Raw genomic sequence first — 19244 nt, forward strand, 5'->3', positions numbered from 1 at the left:
CGCTCAAGGTTCGCGCGGCGTGCCGTTCACCTCGACGATATGAACCGGGATCGACTTCGCGCCGGGCACCTTGCTTTCCTTCGCGTAGTGCCATAGAGGCAGCAACGGATTGCATTCCGGGTAATAGCCAGCGATGCATCCCTGCGGTATGTCGTACGGTTCGATGCGCAGACCCGCAACGCGCCGCTCGAAGCCATCGTCGGCGATCGTGCGCAAAGTCACGCGGTCATCCTTCCTGAGACCGTGGCGCGTCATGTCCGCCTCGCACATCAGGATCACCATGCGGCCGCCGCCGATGCCGCGAAAGCGGTCGTCGTGGCTGTAGATCGTCGTGTTGAACTGGCTGTCGCTGCGCAGCGTCATGAGCCGCAGCGATTGCGGTTCGCGCTCGGGCATGTCCGGGTCTTCACCGATGGTCTGGGGCACGAAGAACTCCGCCTTGCCGCTCTTCGTCTTCCACTTGCGCTCCCGTGCGGGCAGATCGCGCGGGAAGCCGCCCGGCGTCCACATTCTTTCGTTGAAGTCGTGGAAGGTCTCGGGATATGTCTTCGCGATTTCATCGCGCACCACTGCATAGTCGTCGCGCCAACGTTCCCAGTCGACGGTCGAGCGCTCGCCGAGCGTATGCTTCGCCAGCGCCGCGACGATATACGGCTCCGAGCGCGCATCGGCCGATGCGGGCTCGGCCACGCCGCGCGAGCCGTGAAAGCAGCCCGTGCTGTCTTCCATCGACACCGCCTGCGCGCCGCTTGCCTGCGTATCGATCTCGATACGGCTCAGGCACGGCAGAATGTATGACTTCTCCCCATGCACGAGATGACTACGATTGAGCTTCGTCGCGACATTGACCGTGAGCTTCAGGTTCCGCCACGCCGGTTCGATGCGCATGCGGTCCGGCACCGAGCGCACGAGATTGCCGCCGAGATTGACGACCGCGCTTACTTTGCCATCGAGCATCGCCTCGAAGGTCTCGACGATGTTCATGCCTTTCTCGCGCGGCGGCTCGAAGCCGAACTGGCTCGCGAGCTTGTCGAGCGGCGCGAGCTCCGGCTTCTCGGTGATGCCCACTGTGCGCTGCCCCTGCACGTTCGAATGCCCGCGCACCGGCGACGGCCCCGCGCCCGGCTTGCCGATGTTCCCGCGCAGGAAGAGTAGATTGCACAGCATGCGCACGTTCTGCACGCCTTGCCTGTGCTGCGTCATGCCCATCCCGTAGTGCGCCATCACCGCGTTGGCGCGCATGTATTCCGCGGCAGCGGCTTCGAGATCGGTGCGCGGCAGTCCTGCCACGCGTTCGATATCGTACCAGGACGCGGCGCGCACGTAATCTGCGAAGGCTTCGAAGCCGGTCGTATGCGCTTCGATGAAGTCGACATCCAGCACGCGCGGCTCGCCGCGTGTCTTCGCGTCGTCGTCGACATGGATGACGGCCTTGCAGAGGCCGAGCATCGCGGCCGTGTCGCCGCCCGTCTTCACCTGATGATACTGCGTGCTAATCACCGTATGCGCCGGCGTCATCATCTCGAGCGGCGATTGCGGATTGGCGAACTTGATCAGCCCAGGCTCGCGCAAGGGATTGAAGGTGATGATCGGCACGCCGCGCTTTCTTGCGTCTTGGAGCTGATGCAGCATGCGCGGACTATTGGTCCCGACGTTCTGCCCGAAGAAGAACATGAGATCGGTCTTCTCGAAGTCCTCGAGCCTGATCGTGCCGACGCCCACGCCGATCGCGGCCTTCAACCCGACGCTCGTGCTTTCGTGACACATGTTCGAGCTGTCGGGAAGATTGTTGGTGCCGTACATGCGCGCGAAAAGCTGGTACATGTACGACGTTTCCAGCGATGCCCTTCCCGATGCGTAGAACGCGACGCGCTTTGGATCGAGCGCCCGCAACTCGCGGCCGATATCCTCGAATGCTTCGTCCCAGGTAACGCTCACGTACTTGTCGGTGGCGGCGTCGAAGCGCAGCGGCGCGGTGAGACGCCCCGCGTCTTCGAGATCGTGGTCGTGCCATGCGCATAGCTCCGTCACCGTGTGCAGCTCGAAGAACTGCGGCGTCATGCGCTTCGCGGTCAGGTCCCACGCGGTCGCCTTCGCGCCGCTCTCGCAGAACTCGAAGGTATGCGGGTCCGCCGGCTTGGCCCACGAGCAGCTCACGCAGGCGAAGCCATCGGGCTTGTTCTGCTTCAGCAAGACCGTGATTTCCTTCAGCGGCACCTTCTCCTGAACGAGCGCGCCCGTGACCGCTTTCAGCGATCCCCATCCACCCGACGAATACGGGTATGCGGCGCTCTTGCGAACGCTGTTGTCTGATTCGGCCATGTCCTTTGCCTCGCACGTGTTCGATGTATTTGCACCACGCGTGAGCAAATGGCGTTCCCTTTCGACGGCCTTCGTCAAAGCGACCGCGGTCCTGCACGATACTCGCGATTTTCTGGAACAGCGATTGCTTAATCGAGCGTGGCTGTCTGGTTTCTGTCCATTTCCGACCAATCGCAACACGCTTGAGAAGTTGGCCGACGTACCATGCAAAGCGCCCTGATCCCCGCCGGCGTTCAGGCCACCCGGATTCTCGATCTCTGGCATCTGACAATCGCGGTCTGCTGCGCAGTCTTCGCGGCGATCCTGCTGGCGTGTCTGATCTCGCTGCTGCGCGCCCCGCGCGCCAACCGCGCGACGCCGGCTGATGTGTCTACAGTGAATCTCCCGCAGCCGCGCATGCGCCTGTGGGTGACCGCGGCCACCGGGCTCTCCGCGCTGCTTCTAGTCGGGCTCGTGCTCGCGGATGTGCTCACCGACCGTGCGTTGTCCCGCTTGCCGGTGGACAACGCGCTGCGCATCGAAATGACCGGCTACCAGTGGTGGTGGCAGGCGCGCTATCTGTCCGATGGCGGCGCGCCCGGCTTCACGCTCGCCAACGAACTTCATGTTCCCGTAGGTCGTCCCGTCGTCGTCTCGCTGAAAGCGGCCGATGTCATTCATACGTTCTGGGTGCCGAACCTGCACGGCAAGAAAGACATGATTCCCGGACGCGACGCGACCATCGAGTTCCGTGCGGACGAGCCGGGCGTCTATCGCGGTCAGTGCGCCGAGTTCTGCGGCTATGAACACGCGCTGATGGCCTTCTCGGTCACCGCCGATCCGCCCGCGCAGTACGAAACCTGGGCCGCGCGACAGCGCGAGCCGGCGATGGACACGTCGGACACCGTCGCCACGCGCGGCCGCGACGTGTTCCTGACGCAGGATTGCGCTCGCTGCCACAGCATCCGGGGCACACCGGCGCAGGGAACCATCGGTCCGGACCTGACGCACGTCGCAAGCCGTCAGTTCATCGCTGCCGGCACGCTCGCGAACAATCGCGGCAATCTCGCCGGCTGGATTCTCGATCCTCAAACACTCAAGCCAGGCACCGCGATGCCGCCCACACGCCTGCCGCCCGACGACCTGCAGGCGCTCCTAACGTGGTTGGAGACCTTGAAATGACGGACACGCCGCTGACCGACGGTCCGCACGCCGCGCCCGAAGTGCGCGAGGCGCTCGCGAGAACCTGGAGCGATCCGCCCGGCTTCATCGGCATGTTGAGCGCGATCAACCACAAGACGATCGCACGGCGTTTCATCGTCACGACCTTCGTGTTCTTCCTGCTCGCCGGCTTGCTCGCCCTCATCATGCGCACGCAACTCGCGCGTCCGGATCAGCGCCTGATCGGACCAAACCTCTACAACGAACTCTTCACGATGCACGGCACCACGATGATGTTCCTCTTCGCCGTGCCGGTGATGCAGGCCGTCGCGGCGTATCTCGTGCCGCTCATGATCGGCGCACGCAGCATCGCGTTTCCGCGCATGAACGCCTACGCATACTGGGTCTTTTTATTCGGTGGATTGCTGTTGTTCGGCGCGCTCGCCGTCAACACCGCGCCCAACGCCGGCTGGTTCAGCTACGTGCCGCTCGCCGGTCCCGACTACTCGCCCAACAAGGGCGCGGATATCTGGGCGCAGATGATCACCTTCACCGAACTGTCCGGCTTGCTCGAAGCAGTCGTGCTCATCACGACGATCTTCAAGATGCGCGCGCCCGGCATGTCGCTCAACCGTATGCCGCTGTTCGCCTGGGCCACGCTCGTCACGCAGTTCATGGTGATCTTCGCGATGCCCGCCGTCATGCTGTGCAGCACCGCGCTGATTCTTGACCGGCTCGTCGGCACGCATTTCTATAACCCGGCGAAAGGCGGCGATGTCTTGCTGTGGCAGCACCTCTTCTGGTTCTTCGGTCATCCGGAGGTGTATCTGGTCTTCATCCCGCCGCTCGGCTTCATTTCGTCGATCATTCCGACCTTCGCGCGCCGTCCGGTGTTCGGCTATCCGGCGATGGTGCTGTCGCTGATCGCCACCGCGTTCCTCGCGTTCGGCCTGTGGGTGCATCACATGTTCGCGACGAACATCCCCGAGCTCGGCAAGAGCTTCTTCACCGCCGCCAGTCTGATGATCGCGATTCCGTCTGCGATTCAGATCTTCTGCTGGATCGGCACGCTCTGGACCGGCAAGCTGAATCTGCGCGTGCCGCTGCTCTTCGTGCTCGCGTTCTTCTTCATACTCGTGATGGGCGGCATGACCGGCATCATGGTCGCGTCCGTGCCGCTCGATCTGCAGGTTCACGATACTTACTTCGTGGTCGCGCATTTGCATTACGTGCTGTTCGGCGGCGGCGTGTTTCCGCTCTTCGGCGCGTTCTTCTACTGGTTCCCGAAGTTCGCGGGGCGCATGCTCGACGAGCGTCTCGGCAAGTGGCAGTTCTGGCTGTTCTTCATCGGCTTCAACGTGACCTTCTTCCCGATGCACCTGCTCGGTCTCGAAGGCATGCCGCGACGCGTGTGGACTTATCCGCACGGGCTCGGCTGGGACGGCATGAATCTCACCGCGACGGTCGGCGCGTACATGATCGCGCTCTCCGTGCTGCTCTTCATCGTCAATGTCGTCAGAAGCGTGAGGAGCGACGAACGCGCTCCCGCCGATCCGTGGGGCGCGGGAACGCTCGAATGGAGCGTGCCGTCGCCGCCGCCGCCGCATAACTTCGATGCCATTCCGGTGGTGCACGGCCGAGATCCGCTGTGGGAACCCGCCGCGCAGCCCGCATTCGTCGCGGGTCTTGCTGCGGATGCACGCGAGGTTCTGGTCACGAGCGTCCTCGATGCGCAGCCCGATCACCGTCCGCTGTTTCCGAAGCCATCCCTCTGGCCATTCGTGAGCGCAGTGGCGACGACCGTGCTTTTCATCGGCTCCATTTATACACCGTGGGCGATCGTATGGGCATCGCTGCCCGTTGCGGTCGCGATGATCGGGTGGTTCTGGCCGAACCGCGCCGATAACCGGCTCGCCGTCGCGCGGGAGCGTCAGCCATGAACACTAATACCCGCGCCGCGACGCCGCGGCCCGACCGGCGCAATACAGGCGAGTTCTCGCTCGACGTGCGCGCGCTGCCCACCTTCGCCTTCAGTCACCGCAGTCTGATGTGGTGGAGCACGGCCGGCCTGATGCTGATCGAAGGCACCGTGTTCGCCATCGCGGTGATGATGTACTTCTATCTGCGCTCGCGCGCGCCCGCGTGGCCGATGGCCGTCGACGCGCCGCGCCTGTTGTGGGGCACGCTCAACACCGCCGTGCTGCTCGTGAGCCTGTGGCCCAACCAGCTTGCGAAGAAAGCGGCCGAACGCGGCGAGCGCACGAGAGCCGCCATCTGGCTCGCCGTCTGCCTCGTCGCCTCTCTGGCGTTTCTCGTGCTACGCGGACTGGAATTCGCTTCGCTGCACGTGAGCTGGTACACGAACGCGTATGGATCGGTCGTCTGGCTGCTGCTCGGCCTGCACACCACGCACCTGATCACCGATACCGTCGATACCGCCGTGCTCACCGTGCTCCTGTTCACCGGACCGTTCGAGAGCAAGCGGTTCGTCGATGTCAGCGAGAACGCGCTCTACTGGTACTTCGTCGTGTTGAGCTGGCTGCCGATCTACGGCGTGATCTATTGGGCGGCGCGGCTATGCAGACCTGGCTCGCGCTGCTCGGCGCTCCATCCGTCGTGCTCGGCTGCCTCAGCGTGAACTATGCGCTGGTGACGCCGGCATGCCGGCTCGGAGGCCTGGCGTTGCTGCACGGTGTGAGCGGCGCGAGCGCGATCGTGTGCGTGGCCGCGACGCTGCTCGCCTGGCAGCGCTGGCGCGACGCGCGGCGTGCGCTCGCCCTGCCGACACCCGATACCGCCGCTCGTCCCGCGCGCCCGGCGTTCATCGCCGCGGTCGCGGCAGGCGTGGGCGCGCTGTCGGTCTTGTCCGTCATCGCCATATCGATACCGCAATGGTTCCTGTCCGCGTGTTGAAACTCGCACCGCTCTGTGCGCTGCTCGCATGTGCCGATGCAAACGCGCACGTCCTCGCCGACACGCCCGAGACGTCGCCTCTCGCGTGGACGTTCGAGCCGTGGGTCGTCATCGTGCTGACGGTGAGCGTGGTCCTTTATCTCGTCGGATATGTAAAGCTGCGCAGGCGCGGCGCGCAAGGCCGCGGAAAGCGCGCCGCGAGGCTTGCCGCATTCATCGCGGGATGGCTCCCGCTCGTGGTCGCGCTGGTGTCGCCCCTGCACGCACTGAGCGAATGGCTGTTTTCCGCGCACATGCTTCAGCACGAACTCTTCATGCTGGTCGCGGCGCCGCTGCTCGTCATCGGCCGGCCGCTCGGCGTGTGGCTCTGGGCGTTTCCCGCGAACGCGAGAGTACGCATCGGCGCGGCGACGCGCTCGCGCTGGATCAGATTGCCGTGGCGCTGGCTCACATTGCCACTCGTCGCGTGGACGCTGCACGCCGCCGCGCTCTGGGTCTGGCATGCGCCGCGCTTCTTCGAGGCGGCGCTCGCGCGGCCCGGCATCCATACGTTGCAGCATGCGAGTTTCCTCGCAAGCGCATTGCTCTTCTGGTGGGCCGTGTTCGGCCGCGTATCGGCAGGTGCCTCGGAAGGCACGTCGAACGCGCACGCGATGCTTTCCCTCTTCACGACGATGGTTCACACCGGCGCGCTCGGCGCATTGCTGACGCTGGCGCCGGGCATCTGGTATCCGTCGTGCATCGAGACGACGCGCGCGCTCGGTTTCGATCCGTTGCAGGATCAGCAACTCGGCGGCCTCGTGATGTGGGTGCCGGGCGGACTCGCTTATCTGATCGGCGGATTGATCGTCGGTGCGCGCTGGCTGATGCGACGCCCGCCGCCGCGCTTAGGCGAGCGCATCGCCCGAGAGGGATGAGAGCATGCGCAAAGTTATCGTCGCGCTGTTGCCGGTCGTCGCGCTCGCTGCGTGCAAGGGCCAGCCGCCTACTTCCGACTCGATCACGGGAGGCAATCCGCAACGCGGCCTCGATGCGATCCAGCGCTACGGCTGCGGCGCGTGTCATCGGATCGACGGCGTGCCGGGCGCATACGGCAAGGTCGGCCCGACGTTGCAGAACATCGGCGAGCGCGCTTACGTGGCGGGCAAGTTGCCCAACACGCCGGACAATCTCCAGACGTGGATTCGCTTCCCGCAACGCATCGCACCCGGTAACGCGATGCCCGACCTCGCCGTGAGCGAGATCGACGCCCGCGACATCGCCGCATATCTGCATCACCAATGACGATGAACGTCCCACGCATTTTCCTCGTCCTGCTTCTGTGGCCCCTCGCCGCCATGGCGGACGACGCAGCGCCCTCGCCCGACCTGCTCGCGCGGGGTGCGTACCTTGCGAAAGCCGCGGACTGCGCGGGTTGCCATACCGCGTCATCGAACGGAGCGCCGTATGCCGGCGGGCTCGAAATGACTTCGCCGTTCGGCACCATCGTCAGCAGCAACATCACGCCGGACCGCGAGACGGGCATCGGCCAATACAGCTTCGAGGACTTCGCGAAGGCGTTGCGCGAAGGCGTGCGACGCGATGGCAAGGGCCTGTATCCGGCGATGCCCTATCCCGCCTTCGTCAAGATCAGCGACGACGACATGCGCGCCCTCTACGCCTACATGATGCACGGCGTGCCGGCCGTAAATCACCGGCCGCCTGAAACGAAGGTGCCCTTTCCGTTCAACCAGCGATGGGCGCTGCGTCTATGGCGCGCGGCGCTTGCACCGAAGGACCGCTTCGCGCCGCGACCGGGCCACGATGCCGACTGGAATCGCGGCGCGTACCTCGTGCAGTCGCTCGGGCACTGCGGCTCGTGTCATACGCCGCGCGGCATCGGCTATCAGGAGCGCGGCTACGACGAATCATCGAAAACGTTTCTTTCCGGCGGCATCAACGACAACTGGTTCGCGCCGAATCTGCGAGCCGACCCCGGCTCAGGGCTCGGCCGCGTCACCGCGGAAGACCTCGCCGCGTTCATGAAGACCGGTCACGGCGCGGGCATGGCCGCGTATGGAAGCATGGTCGAAGCGATCGAAGACAGCCTGCAATATCTGACCGATGACGACCTGCGCGCGATCGCCGTGTACCTGAAGAGCCTGCCCGCGACCGGCGCCGCCGACGGTGTCTTCGATCCCGCGCATGCGCAGCCCGGACGCCTGAAAGCGCGCGCGACCGATATTCCGCCCGCACAGGGCGCGGCGGTGTATGCAGGCTTTTGCGCGCAGTGCCATCGCGACGACGGCAAAGGCGTGCCGAAGGTATTTCCGGCGCTGGCTGGCAATCCGTCCGTCATCGGCGAGGACACGACTTCGCTAATACGGCTGCTCGTGGAAGGCGGCAACAGTCCCGGGACGATCCACGGTCCGCCGCGTCAGGCGATGCCGCCGTTCGCCGGGCGCCTGACGGATGTCCAGATCGCACAAGTGCTGACGTACGTGCGCGCGTCCTGGGGCAACGATGCGCGTCCGATCACCACGAACGATGTGGCGTCGATGCGCAGCAACCTGCACAAGTAGGTCGTCGCGGCCGCCATCGAAGAGCGACGATTCAATCGACGTTCACACGTCGAGACGGGCGCGATTTGGAATGTCGATTGCTCGACCGCGTTGCCGACGAGCGTGTGTCGCTGGCAAGCGCGCTCAACGAAGTCAAGGAGTCAGCGGTGGTCATCGAGGCGGTCTGGTTAATGGTGGTAGGCGCGCTGCTGATTCTCATGGCCGTCATGCGTGGCGTGATCTCGCGCCTGCCGATGACCGGCGCCATGGTCTATCTCATCGCGGGATTCGCGCTGGGCCCGGCCGGCGCCGGCCTGCTCGAGCCCGACATCGAAGGGAATCTGCGCCTGTTGCGCGTGCTGACGGAAGCCGGTCTCGTCGTCTCGCTGTTTGCGATCGGCATGCATTTGCGCGTGCCGCTTTCGAACGAACTCTGGCGGCTCACGCTGCTCTCGCAGGCCCGGCGATGATACTGACGATCGGCCTCGTGTATGTCGCCGCGCCCTTCGGCTTCGGCCTCGGCCTCGCGTCGGGACCCGCGCTGCTGCTCGCGGCGATACTCGCCCCGACCGATCCCGTGCTCGCCAACGAATTGCGCGTGCGCAAGGCCGGCGACGATGAGCCGTTGCGCTTCGCGCTTTCGTCCGAGGGCGGCTGCAACGACGGCGCCGCGTACCCGTTCGCACTGATCGCGCTCGCGCTATGCGGAAGCGCAAGCCCCGGCAGCGGCAATCCGTGGACCTTCGCTGCGGCGATCGCCTGGGGCATCGTCAGTGCGCTCGTCATCGGCTGGGGAATCGGATCGGGAGTCGTGCGCCTCGTGATTCGCCTGCGAACGCGCTACCGGCAGGCGCTCGGGCTCGAAGGCTTCATCGCACTCGGGCTCATGGCGCTTGCCTATGGCGCGGCGCTGCTCGTGCACGGCTACGCGTTCATCGCGGTGTTCGCGGCCGGCGTGGCCTTGCGCCGGCAGGAGCTCGCCGCAACCGGCAAGACCTCGCCCAGCAAGGCGCTCGAATCGGTCGAACGCGGCGAGCGCGAGGAAGCCGCCCGCGATCCCGAGCTCGCGCATGCCTACATGGCCGAGACGATGATGGCGTTCGCGCTCGAGTTCGAACGGCTGGTCGAATTCGCGTTGATGCTATTGATCGGGAGCGTCGCGTCGGCGCATTGGCAGGCGCTTCTTCACTGGCAGGTCATATGGCCCGCGCTCTTTCTGTTCTTCGTCGCCCGTCCGCTCAGCGCGACGATATCGCTCGCCGGTTCCTGCATGGACCGGCCGCAGCGCCTGCTTGCGGGATGGCTCGGCATACGAGGCGTCGGCGCCTTCTACTACCTGCTCTTCGCGCTCGAACAGGCCGGCAGGGAACACGTCCGGCCGATTGCGCCGGTCGTGCTCGCGACGATTGTCCTTTCCGTCGTCCTTCAGGGCGCGAGCGCGACCTCGCTCCTGCACCGGTACTTCGCGAATCGCGGTTCGACGTAACGCTTCTCTGGACAACCATGACATGCGTGGCCGCTCCATTTCCGACGAGACCGCAACTGCGCGTGGATCGCGGATTGGAGTCCGGTCGCGTCCCGCAACAAGCCCCCGTTTGATACCGGAAGCTTCCGGACACGACCATGCGTCGCGCCGTGCGCTGTTTTGGCATGACGCGTCCCTCACGGCGAGCGTGTCGTGGTCGGACTCACAACTGGGTTGCCTCGCCGAACAAGTCTGGTCGCTTGGCAGAGCACGCGCGGAAGATGTCTGCTCCATCAGCGGCGAGCACATCAAGCGAGGCGATCCCGTCTTCCGGCCGAGAAAGGCGCGACCACCCGCCATCAACGAACGCTCGGTCATCGCCGCACGTCACGTGCTCGCTGCGCCGCTCGCGGAGTGAAGCACGAAGCGTCGCGCGGCGAGTGGCCTCAGCGGGGCGCGCGTCGCGCCAGCGCGGCGATTGCGAATCCCGCGGCTAACGCGACATACGTCATGGCCAGCGCGCGCCTCGGCAAATGCGTCTCAAAAGCCGGTGTGAAGCGTTTCGGCACGACGTGGTAGTCGACCACATAAGCAACGAGCGCGGTCGCCGCGGCAGCGCTTACGATTCCCGCGGGACGGCTCCGTCGTCCGCACAGCGCTTCGAACAGCACGCCCCAGAACACCGCGCTGCCCATGTGGATCGTCGCGCCGAGCGCCGTGTAGCGGATGCTCGGCCTTTCCTGCGACGATGCGTCGGGCCACACACAATGCGTCACAAGACTTGCGCGACGTGGTTCGACGCGAGATTGCGAGTAACGCCGAGTCCGGCGTCGCCGGCGCTAGCGTCCTCGAATCGCATACAGCCGCGTCGGCAGCGCGCTCGGACTCTGCGGATCGAACCCATCGCGCCACAAGGAAGCTATCTCAACGACGTGCGTATCAGTCCGGACGGGCGTTTCGTCTACATCACCGATTCTGGCGTGCGCGGAGCGATCGTCGTGCTCGACACGGGGTCGGGCAGCGCACGACGCGTTTCCGACGGCGATCCGAGCACGCAGGCCGACAAGACCGTCACCGTGAAGGTCGATGGCAAGCCGCTGCAACAGACGGGTGGCAGGCGTGTGAGCTTTTCCGCGGACGGTATCGCGCTGACGCCGGACGGGCGTTACCTCTATTGGCAGGCGGTCAAGGGCAAAACGCCTTATCGCATCACAACCGATGCGCTGCAGAATGCGCAGCTCAGTCCGCAGCAGGTCTCGGCGCGCGTGGAGGCGGTAGGCATCGACGGACCCGCGGACGGGCTCTGGTTCGACGAGCGCGGACGTCTCTATGTTTCATCGGTCGAGCATCATGGGATTCACGTGCGTGACGGCGAGCGCATCGACACGCTGCTACGGAATCACGCTTTGATGTGGCCCGACACGTTCTCGGAAGGCGCCGACGGCACGATCTATATCACCGATTCGCGCATTCCCCAGATGAGTTGGCGATCCGCACGAGCTTCGGCGCGCCGGGCACGACGAGCGATTGCGCCGGCGCGCCCGGATCGATTGACCCAGAGGTTGCCATGCTTGTCCGCCACGACGGACTGCACGCATACCCCAATGATCCTGCGGCGTGACTTCGTCGCGGCGCGCATTGCGCCAGATATTCCATTCGGGATCGGGATAAGGACGCAGATCGCCGGACGCGCCGAGCTCCGCAACGGAGATGGGCGCATCCTCCGATCGGTCAGCGTCTGCTGACAATTCCAGGTGTCGGACCAGTTACGGCAAGTCTGCTCGCCTCCGAACTCGGTGTCGCAAGCAATATCGGTGCAGTCGCGACTTCTCCGCGTCGGTCGGACTGGTGCCAAGGCAATACAGCACAGGCGGAAGGTCGAACCTGCTCGGAATATCCAAGCGCGGTGACAAGAATATCCGTCACTTGCTCGTCCAATGTGCACGGGCATTCATGCTGCGCCTGGACAAACAAAATGGTCGGATCGCCGACTGGACTCGCGCAATGCTGGCGCGACGCCACTCGAGCGTGGTGGCTTGCGCGCTCGCCAGCAAGCTTGCGCGAGTTGCGTGCGCAATAGTGAGCCATGACACGGTATTCGAGCGACAAGCATCCGTTACCGCCGCATGACGGACGTAGAGTCGCAACTTTAGAGTCAACCCATCAGGTTTTGCGACTGCTGATAATTGATGACGTGAACGGCCAAACGGCCTGACGGACACCCTGGCAGGTTAGCAAGCTTCCAGATGCTGCTGCTGTTATAAGGACCGTCAGGCGCGATTCTCATCGTGGCGCGGGGACTATTCCTCACAACGACGCCGGATAGATTTGTGCAAGCCATCCACCAATCAAGATCACTGTTGCAAAAACGGGGGTGACCATAGATTAACCTGCTCATTGCTTCGACGACGAAAGGGAAATGGCTAAACCTATACTCGACGAGGAACTTTGGGCACTCATCGAACCGTTGCTGCCCCCTCCAAAACTGCGGCGCCATCGTTACCCAGGACGCAAGCCGCTCGACAATCGTGCGGTGCTCACAGGCATCCTTTTTATCTTGCAGACCGGCCTGCGGTGGGACCTGCTACCTCGTGAAATGGGCTGCGGCAGCGGTATGAGTTGCTGGCGCCGCCTGCGTGACTGGCAGGAGGCAGGCGTCTGGGACCAGTTGCACGAGTTGCTGCTTGCGCGGCTACGTGCCGCCGACCAAATCGACTGGTCTCGCGTCATCGTCGACTCCTCTTCAATCCGTGCTGTGGGCTCAGGTCAAAAACGGGACCGAATCCCACAGACCGCGCGCGACCCGGTGCAAAGCACCACCTCATCACCGAAGCGCAGGGCATCCCGCTCGCGGTGATACTGACCGGCGCCAACCGCAACGACGTCACTCAGCTTCAAGCGCTGGTCGAGGCTATCCCGCCCATCAGCGGCAAGCGTGGCCGACCACTATCGAAGCCTCGGGTCGTTCAAGGTGACAGAGGCTACGACCACGACAAATATCGACGTCCACTACATGCCGCCGGCATTGCAACCGAAATCGCTCGGCGCGGTCAGCCTCACGGCAGCGGGCTAGGCAAAACACGCTGGGTCGTGGAGCGAACCATTTCGTGGCTTCACAACTTTCGCCGGCTACGCATCCGCTTCGAACGGCTCGCTTTCATCCACGAGGCCTTCATGAAACTCGCCTCCTGCATCATCTGTTGGCGAAGATTGAGGAACTCATTTTGTTAAGACCTATAAGCGACGACCCGCGTGGTTGCCTCGACCGCGGCGACAGATACAGCGCCGGAGACCCGCATTAGCCGGAACTTTCGACACAGGAGAATGCTTTGGTTCGAGCACTCTACGTACCACATCGCGCGTGCCTCACGAGCCATTTCGCGTCCGAAAGGAGCGTCCTCCGGACATACGCCACGAGACATCGGCTCGCTCAACGCGCATCGCGCCAAATCCCTATCTGCTTAGCGAAATGAACGCTCCTCGAGCGCGATTATCTGCTTGCGCAGTTGCCATGAAACGGTATATACCGTTAATGCCAACACCACAACGTGAAGCCCGACCTCGGGACGACTTCAGCGCTCACCATGATGGACGTGAACCAGCTATTCGCCATGCCTGACAAACATCTCTCGCGCGCATTCGACGCCTCGCTCGATGCACTCTCGACCCATCTCCTGGAGATGGGTGGTCTCGTGGAAATGCAGATCGAACGCTGCCTGCGGCTGCTGAACGCGTACGATCCTGCGCTCGCGCTGCAAATTCGCGACAGCGAGCGGCTTCTCAACTCGCGTGAAATTGAAATCGACGATGAGATACAACATGTGATTGCCCGGCGACAGCCGGCTGCGTGCGATCTCAGGTTACTAATGGCGATGTCCAAGTGCGTGACGAACCTCGAACGCATGGGCGACGAAGCACGAAAGATCTCGAAACGGATGCGGCGCATTTCCGAGAGTGCTGAAGCGGCATTGTTCCAGGTGGCCGAACTGAAGAAATGCGGCGAGATGGTTCACTCCGTCCTGCATCGTGTGCTCGACGCGTTCGCGCGAATGGACACGGTGGACGCCGCGCGGATTGTGCGCGACGACAGAGCCATTGACGAACTGTTCCGCTCGTGCTCGCGCAGGCTCGCCATGCAGATGAACGCAGCGCCCGGAACCATCTCGGTCGCGCTCGAATACCTGTTCATCGCCAAAGCGCTCGAGCGGATCGGAGATCACGCAAAGAACATCGCTGAGTTTCTCGTGTATGTCGTCAAGGGCCGCGACGTGCGTCACCTTCCGCTGGACGAACTCGAACGCCAGGCGTTGGCCAATTGATGGCTTCATCGACGATCTCATTGGCGCGGTGAAGCGCTGAAGGGACCTCCTTCGAGAAGTTCTCGGAGCCGTTCGGCATCGAACGGCGCCTGTACTTTCTGATCGTTGTCGAAGTAACAGAAGATCTCGCGAGATGCGCGTCTTCGCGGCTTGCGCGCCGTGATAAGCCGTGCGTCCGCGGCCTGCGTTCCCTTTGCCCAGGCCATGATGCGATGCGCCCAGGCGTTGAGCGCCTCGTCGGAATATGCGCCGCTGTAAAGGGTTTCGGTGCCGTGCAAACGCATATAGAAGAAATCGGCGGTCACGTCCTCCGCGTACGGCCAGCCAGCCGTGGAATCCGATACCACCAGCGCAACGCCGTGTCTGCGCAGCAAGCTTACGAAGGTCTCGTTCAGAAAGCTCGGATGCCGGATTTCAACCGCGTGCCTCAACGCTCGCTTTTTCCTTGGCGCATCGAACCACGGTTCCTTGACTCGCGCGTCGTGCTGCTGGGCGAATGCCGCGGCGGAGACCGTATCCATGGGCAGCAGCGTGAGGAAGCGCTCGAAATCTTCCGCATGAAAGGCGAAGCTCGGCGGGAACTGCCAGAGAAATGGGCCGAGCTTTTCGCCAAGACCGAGTACGCCTGACGCGAAGAAGTTTGCCATTGCAGGGATAGCCGTTTCGTCGCGAAAGCGCAGCATGTGGGTGAGATAACGAGGACCTTTTACGCTGAAAACGAATTCATCGGGCGTCGCGTCGCGCCATGCACGCCAACTCGATGCACGTTGCAGCGAGTAATGCGAACCGTTGATCTCAATGCTCTGCACCCGGCGCGACGCGAACTCGAGTTCGCGCGCCTGTGCAAGTTTCGGCGGATAGAACACGCCGCGCCAGCCAGCATAGCGCCAGCCTGAGATGCCGATTCGCACGCGGCCTTTCATGACCGCACTTTCAGCGCAGGAAGCGCGGGAGTCGACGTCCCTGTGTCTCGCGTACATAGCGTCGCGCCGCCGCGACCAGCAGCACACCGGCCATCCCCATGAGCGCCGCGCGCGCACTCGTGGGATGCGTATGCGCATCGGTGTAGAAGCTGCGTTCGCGGACCCGGCCGTGTCGTCCGGACCGCTCGCTCAGGCCGGTGCCGCTTCCATAGAGGCTATCGCCGTCGCGCCGGGGCTCGCTCGTGAGCTGGGCCTTCATACCGAGCCGGCTCGTAATGGCGTCGTACACGCGCGGCGCCGATCGCCCGAACCAGGCCATGCCGCGCGACGCGCCACCCGCATAGATGACCCGCTGCGGATGAACCGCGGCGTGCAGTATGGCCTTCGCGACCACTTCGGGCGCATACACCGGCTGTGGCAGCTTCGGCTCGTGATCCAGGTAGCTTTTCGCATGCTCGACGAAGAGCGTGTCGATGCCCGCGGGCTTGACAAGGGTCACCGAGACCGGTGCATGCTCCTCGGCGAGTTCGATACGTAACGCATCGGTGAAGCCCTTTACCGCATGCTTCGATGCAACGTATGCGCCTTGCAACGGAATGGCGACATCCGATAGTTCGCTTCTGAGATTGATGAGCGCGCCCTTCCGTTTTCGCAAATGTTGCACGGCGACGACCGAGCCGTTGCAGCGCCCGTACAACGCGACGCTTGCATTGTTGATCCTGGTGTCGAAGCCGCCGAAGCGCGAAATCGCATTATCCGCGGCGGCCTGCAACTGTTCTCGGTCGCCGACATTGGCCACGGCATACGCGACGCTATCGCTTCGATCTCGCGACAACTCGTCGGCGAGTGAGGAAAGCGCCTTCTCGTCGCGCGATACAAGCATTAGCCTGGCGCCGCGTCTCGCAGCGGTGCGCGCGGTGACGAGCCCGATTCCACTCGTTGCGCCCTGGCGATGACCTGTTGGTCGAGAGGTTTGAGCCGGATTCGCATGGTGGCACTCGTTGCGTGGTAACGAATGCATGCGGTCAAGCATTGCGCGTTCCACTCGCGTCGATGATAACGGCGGCACACGACGTGCTGGATAGGCTTTTTTCGAGGCAGCGCGCACGCATCCAACTGGCAGACATAAGCGCCATACCGTTCGATCGGACTGAATCCGTTGCCCTGGTAGAACCTGATCGCGCGCTTGTTGACCGCTCGCGTCCCAGGACGAGCCTCCTGTAGCCACAACCGGCGGCGTCGGCCTCCAGATGCCGGACGATGGCCGTGCCGATGCCGGACGCACATTGTCGGCTGTAGATCCTTTTGAGTTCGACCGTCGATGCGTCGAAATGCCGTAATACGCCGCACCCGACCGGCTCTCCGAGGGCCGTGCGCGCCACATAGAACATGCCATTCGCCGAGCGAAACTCGGCGAGATCGAATCTCGACTGCCCGCCATCGCCCGAGAATATCACGAGCATGGCGCTGAGTTCATCGAGCAGGATTCGCCCGTCGATCGAGGCCGAACCTTCCCGCTGCACGGTTAACGCAATGGATGAATGAGCCATTCTCCCTCCCTGCTGTTTGCATACAGCAAGTCGAGGACCTGAGGCGCGCGGAACAGCGGAATGACGCTTGCTGAGCTTTACGGACTATTCATGCAACGCTCTAACCGCCATGACCAGTCATTTCGATATCCTCCATCTTCCCGCCATGCCGGTGCCCTTCCCCCTGGTCTCGACGCAGCCCGGGCCTTCCGCAAACGACGAAAGCGACGATCTCGAAGATTTGATCGATGAAACCGGTGCAACCGTCCATCGCAGCACCGACGAGGCCGGCAGCGAAATGGAGGCCGAGCCCGATCCCAAACCGAAGCCATCGTTGGACGGACGACTTGTCGGAGACGACACTTGCCGAGGGCGATTCCAAGTTTTGTGCGCTGCCGCGCACGCGGTCGAAGGCGTCTGCGCGTCTAAACAGCGCGCGACGTCACGCCTTCGATCGTCGCGATAAGTTTTGGCGTGGGCACCGGCTCTGTCAGATGCGCCGGAAAGCCGGCCGCCTGCGCGCGCGGGCGCGCGTCCGCCTGCGCATGACTCGTCAGCGCAATCGCGGGCAGGCACTCCATCAGCGTCGCGGCGCGGCTCGCCTCTTCCTCGCTGATGAGCCGCAGGAAGTCATAGCCGTCCTGCTCGCCACCGAAGACGATATCGCCCAGCAACACGGCGGGCCGCTGCGCGGTCGGCAAGCCGCGCGGCCCCGGCAGCGCCTTGTCGCCCGATGCGCACGGCACGACATGCGCGCCGACCGATTTCGGCACCGCTTCGAGCGCGTCGCGGGCATGCTTCCGATCGTCGGGCACTCTCGCGGTGACATCGGCCTCGATGAACTGACCGAGAGATGGACAGTCGCGCTCCTGCACGCCGCGCCTGCATCGCCGTCCAAGTCGCCACGCCGATCGATGCAGCGACCGCGCCGCCGAGCAAAGCATACCGTGGAAGCGATGATCGGTCCGCTTCATTCTTCATGGTGTTCCCATAGAGTTCGATGCTGACGTTGAGCGATGGAGCGCGACTCGTCGATGACCGAGTTGCGACTCCCCAATGCCGGAGACGTCTCGCCCACCGCTAAACGGCCGGTTTGTAGTCTGCAAGACCTCCCACATCCGCGAAGCAGGACGCAAGGCCGCAGCAACAGAATCAACAGAAGCTTGCGTCAGGGCGGTCAGCGTCAGCCGTAATTGACGCGCAATAAGCGTAGATGCGGACGCGCATGCAACAACGCGCGTCTGCGTTTCTTCAACTGTCGAGCTTTGACACCTGAGCCGCTGCTCGCAACAATCACTGCACGCCCTTTTTGGCAGCGAGGTCCTGCGCCATCTTCAGATGTTCTTGGATCGTCGGCAGCGCCTTCTGCGCGGCCTTTTTGAGGTCGGCGTTTTGGCCTTCTTGCGCCTCCTTTTGGAATGCCGCCACCGCCTTCTGATGCCCTTCAACTCCGACCTTCTGGATGTACATCCTGTCGAACTCCCGGCCCTTGAGCGGCTTGAGCGCATCGATGACCGACGCGTCAGAGTTATCCTTGGGCACTTCGACGCCGTGCGGCGCGGCCATCTTCAACTGCATGGTCAACTTCGTGTGATCGACCATCATGTGATGGGCAAAGCTTTTGACGTCCTTGTCCTGCGACTGTTTGGTCGCGAGCTTCGCGGTGTCGATCTCCGTGGAGCTCGATTCCGTCGCGGCCTGTACGAAGGCCTTGTCGACCGCGGGTAGCTCGTTAGCCTGGGTCGTGCTCGCTGCCTGCGTCTGTGCGAAAACGATGAGGGGCGCACCGCTCATCAGCGCAGCGTTGAGTACGGTGGCTAAAGCCGAGATTGCCTTCATGATCATCTCCGTGATAAATGAGCCAATAGCGCCGTTTCTGTAGCAATTTCGATACCGTGCCGGTTGCGGCGGCTTCCGCGGCCCCAACGCCGAGCCTTTGACGCGCCGTCCGACTTTGCGAGCGGTTCGTCGGGGTTCATGGTCGGCGGCGGAAAGGCTGTTCGCACGGCCCTCTCGCCGTCGTTTGACTCGGGATGGGGCATGTCTAGCCCTGCAGAGCGCAGCCCTTAGGCGGACGTTCCACCGCTCGTCCA

The 19244-nt window shown here is 63.6% G+C and carries 20 protein-coding genes and 1 pseudogene; 14 read left to right on the forward strand and 7 right to left on the reverse strand.

Features of this window, described 5'->3' with window-relative positions; all coding sequences use genetic code 11:
• Positions 1-3 precede the first annotated feature (3 nt).
• Positions 4-2322, reverse strand: coding sequence for an FdhF/YdeP family oxidoreductase (locus tag LY284_RS34430; RefSeq protein WP_233391530.1), 2319 nt, complete (start codon positions 2320-2322; stop codon positions 4-6).
• Positions 2323-2526: 204 nt separating this feature from the next.
• On the opposite strand from LY284_RS34430, the gene LY284_RS34435 reads away from it, so the two are divergent.
• From LY284_RS34435 to LY284_RS39165, 10 genes are all read left to right on the forward strand, one after another.
• Complete coding sequence (locus tag LY284_RS34435) at positions 2527-3483, forward strand: c-type cytochrome (protein WP_233391532.1); 957 nt, start codon at positions 2527-2529, stop codon at positions 3481-3483.
• A complete protein-coding gene (gene ctaD, locus LY284_RS34440) occupies positions 3480-5402 on the forward strand; it encodes a cytochrome c oxidase subunit I (protein WP_233391535.1) in 1923 nt (640 codons plus the stop codon). Before LY284_RS34435 ends, ctaD begins: the two co-directional genes overlap by 4 nt.
• Entirely contained in the window at positions 5399-6100 is a 702-nt protein-coding gene (locus tag LY284_RS34445) for a cytochrome c oxidase subunit 3 (RefSeq protein ID WP_233391537.1), read from the forward strand. Before ctaD ends, LY284_RS34445 begins: the two co-directional genes overlap by 4 nt.
• Entirely contained in the window at positions 6040-6375 is a 336-nt protein-coding gene (locus tag LY284_RS34450; RefSeq protein WP_233391540.1) for a hypothetical protein, read from the forward strand. The genes LY284_RS34445 and LY284_RS34450 overlap by 61 nt, the downstream gene beginning before the upstream one ends.
• Positions 6354-7292 carry a cytochrome c oxidase assembly protein gene (locus tag LY284_RS34455; protein ID WP_233391542.1) on the forward strand — a complete coding sequence of 313 codons (939 nt, stop codon included), beginning with the start codon at positions 6354-6356 and terminating at the stop codon, positions 7290-7292. The genes LY284_RS34450 and LY284_RS34455 overlap by 22 nt, the downstream gene beginning before the upstream one ends.
• A 4-nt stretch (positions 7293-7296) precedes the next feature.
• Complete coding sequence (locus LY284_RS34460) at positions 7297-7659, forward strand: cytochrome c family protein (protein ID WP_233391544.1); 363 nt, start codon at positions 7297-7299, stop codon at positions 7657-7659.
• Positions 7660-7661: 2 nt separating this feature from the next.
• Complete coding sequence (locus LY284_RS34465; RefSeq protein WP_375294326.1) at positions 7662-8936, forward strand: c-type cytochrome; 1275 nt, start codon at positions 7662-7664, stop codon at positions 8934-8936.
• A gap of 77 nt (positions 8937-9013) precedes the next feature.
• The gene (locus LY284_RS39160) at positions 9014-9385 is read left to right on the forward strand and encodes a hypothetical protein (RefSeq protein ID WP_309243239.1); all 372 of its coding nucleotides are present in this window, start codon (positions 9014-9016) and stop codon (positions 9383-9385) included.
• On the forward strand, positions 9382-10401 hold the full coding sequence (locus tag LY284_RS34470) for a cation:proton antiporter (RefSeq protein ID WP_309243240.1): 1020 nt from the start codon (positions 9382-9384) through the stop codon (positions 10399-10401). Before LY284_RS39160 ends, LY284_RS34470 begins: the two co-directional genes overlap by 4 nt.
• A gap of 187 nt (positions 10402-10588) precedes the next feature.
• Positions 10589-10798, forward strand: coding sequence for a DUF3331 domain-containing protein (locus LY284_RS39165; RefSeq protein WP_233391546.1), 210 nt, complete (start codon positions 10589-10591; stop codon positions 10796-10798).
• Between the two features lie 28 nt (positions 10799-10826).
• Here LY284_RS39165 and LY284_RS34480 read toward each other — a convergent pair whose 3' ends face one another.
• A complete protein-coding gene (locus LY284_RS34480) occupies positions 10827-11156 on the reverse strand; it encodes a hypothetical protein (protein WP_233391548.1) in 330 nt (109 codons plus the stop codon).
• Here LY284_RS34480 and LY284_RS34485 point away from each other — a divergent pair.
• The 4 genes and pseudogenes from LY284_RS34485 (at position 11148) to phoU (ending at position 14699) form a co-directional block, all read left to right on the forward strand.
• Complete coding sequence (locus tag LY284_RS34485; protein WP_375294327.1) at positions 11148-12125, forward strand: SMP-30/gluconolactonase/LRE family protein; 978 nt, start codon at positions 11148-11150, stop codon at positions 12123-12125. The two genes, LY284_RS34480 and LY284_RS34485, sit on opposite strands and share 9 nt — an antisense overlap.
• Positions 12107-12510: pseudogene (locus LY284_RS34495) on the forward strand (transposase); the annotation flags it as partial. The gene LY284_RS34485 and the pseudogene LY284_RS34495, both read left to right, overlap by 19 nt.
• Positions 12511-12799: 289 nt before the next feature.
• A protein-coding gene (locus tag LY284_RS34500; protein ID WP_233391550.1) for an IS5 family transposase occupies positions 12800-13611 on the forward strand; the annotation gives its coding sequence in 2 pieces (ribosomal slippage) (positions 12800-13148 and positions 13148-13611; 813 coding nt in all).
• Positions 13612-13991: 380 nt separating this feature from the next.
• Positions 13992-14699, forward strand: coding sequence for a phosphate signaling complex protein PhoU (gene phoU / locus LY284_RS34505; RefSeq protein WP_045463328.1), 708 nt, complete (start codon positions 13992-13994; stop codon positions 14697-14699).
• A 17-nt stretch (positions 14700-14716) separates the two neighbouring features.
• On the opposite strand, the gene LY284_RS34510 is transcribed toward phoU, so the two are convergent.
• The 5 genes from LY284_RS34510 to LY284_RS34530 all read right to left on the reverse strand — a co-directional run bounded on the left by LY284_RS34510 (position 14717) and on the right by LY284_RS34530 (position 18990).
• Entirely contained in the window at positions 14717-15622 is a 906-nt protein-coding gene (locus tag LY284_RS34510; RefSeq protein ID WP_233391552.1) for a DUF72 domain-containing protein, read from the reverse strand.
• Between the two features lie 10 nt (positions 15623-15632).
• Complete coding sequence (locus LY284_RS34515) at positions 15633-16553, reverse strand: SDR family NAD(P)-dependent oxidoreductase (protein WP_233392083.1); 921 nt, start codon at positions 16551-16553, stop codon at positions 15633-15635.
• Positions 16554-16647: 94 nt separating this feature from the next.
• On the reverse strand, positions 16648-17172 hold the full coding sequence (locus tag LY284_RS34520; protein ID WP_233391554.1) for a GNAT family N-acetyltransferase: 525 nt from the start codon (positions 17170-17172) through the stop codon (positions 16648-16650).
• A 404-nt stretch (positions 17173-17576) separates the two neighbouring features.
• Positions 17577-18026, reverse strand: coding sequence for a hypothetical protein (locus LY284_RS34525; RefSeq protein WP_175585718.1), 450 nt, complete (start codon positions 18024-18026; stop codon positions 17577-17579).
• A gap of 418 nt (positions 18027-18444) precedes the next feature.
• Complete coding sequence (locus LY284_RS34530; protein WP_045463320.1) at positions 18445-18990, reverse strand: DUF4142 domain-containing protein; 546 nt, start codon at positions 18988-18990, stop codon at positions 18445-18447.
• Positions 18991-19244: the final 254 nt, after the last annotated feature.

The organism is Caballeronia sp. PC1 (assembly GCF_021353155.1).
In the GTDB taxonomy this organism is placed as follows: Bacteria; Pseudomonadota; Gammaproteobacteria; order Burkholderiales; family Burkholderiaceae; genus Caballeronia; species Caballeronia cordobensis.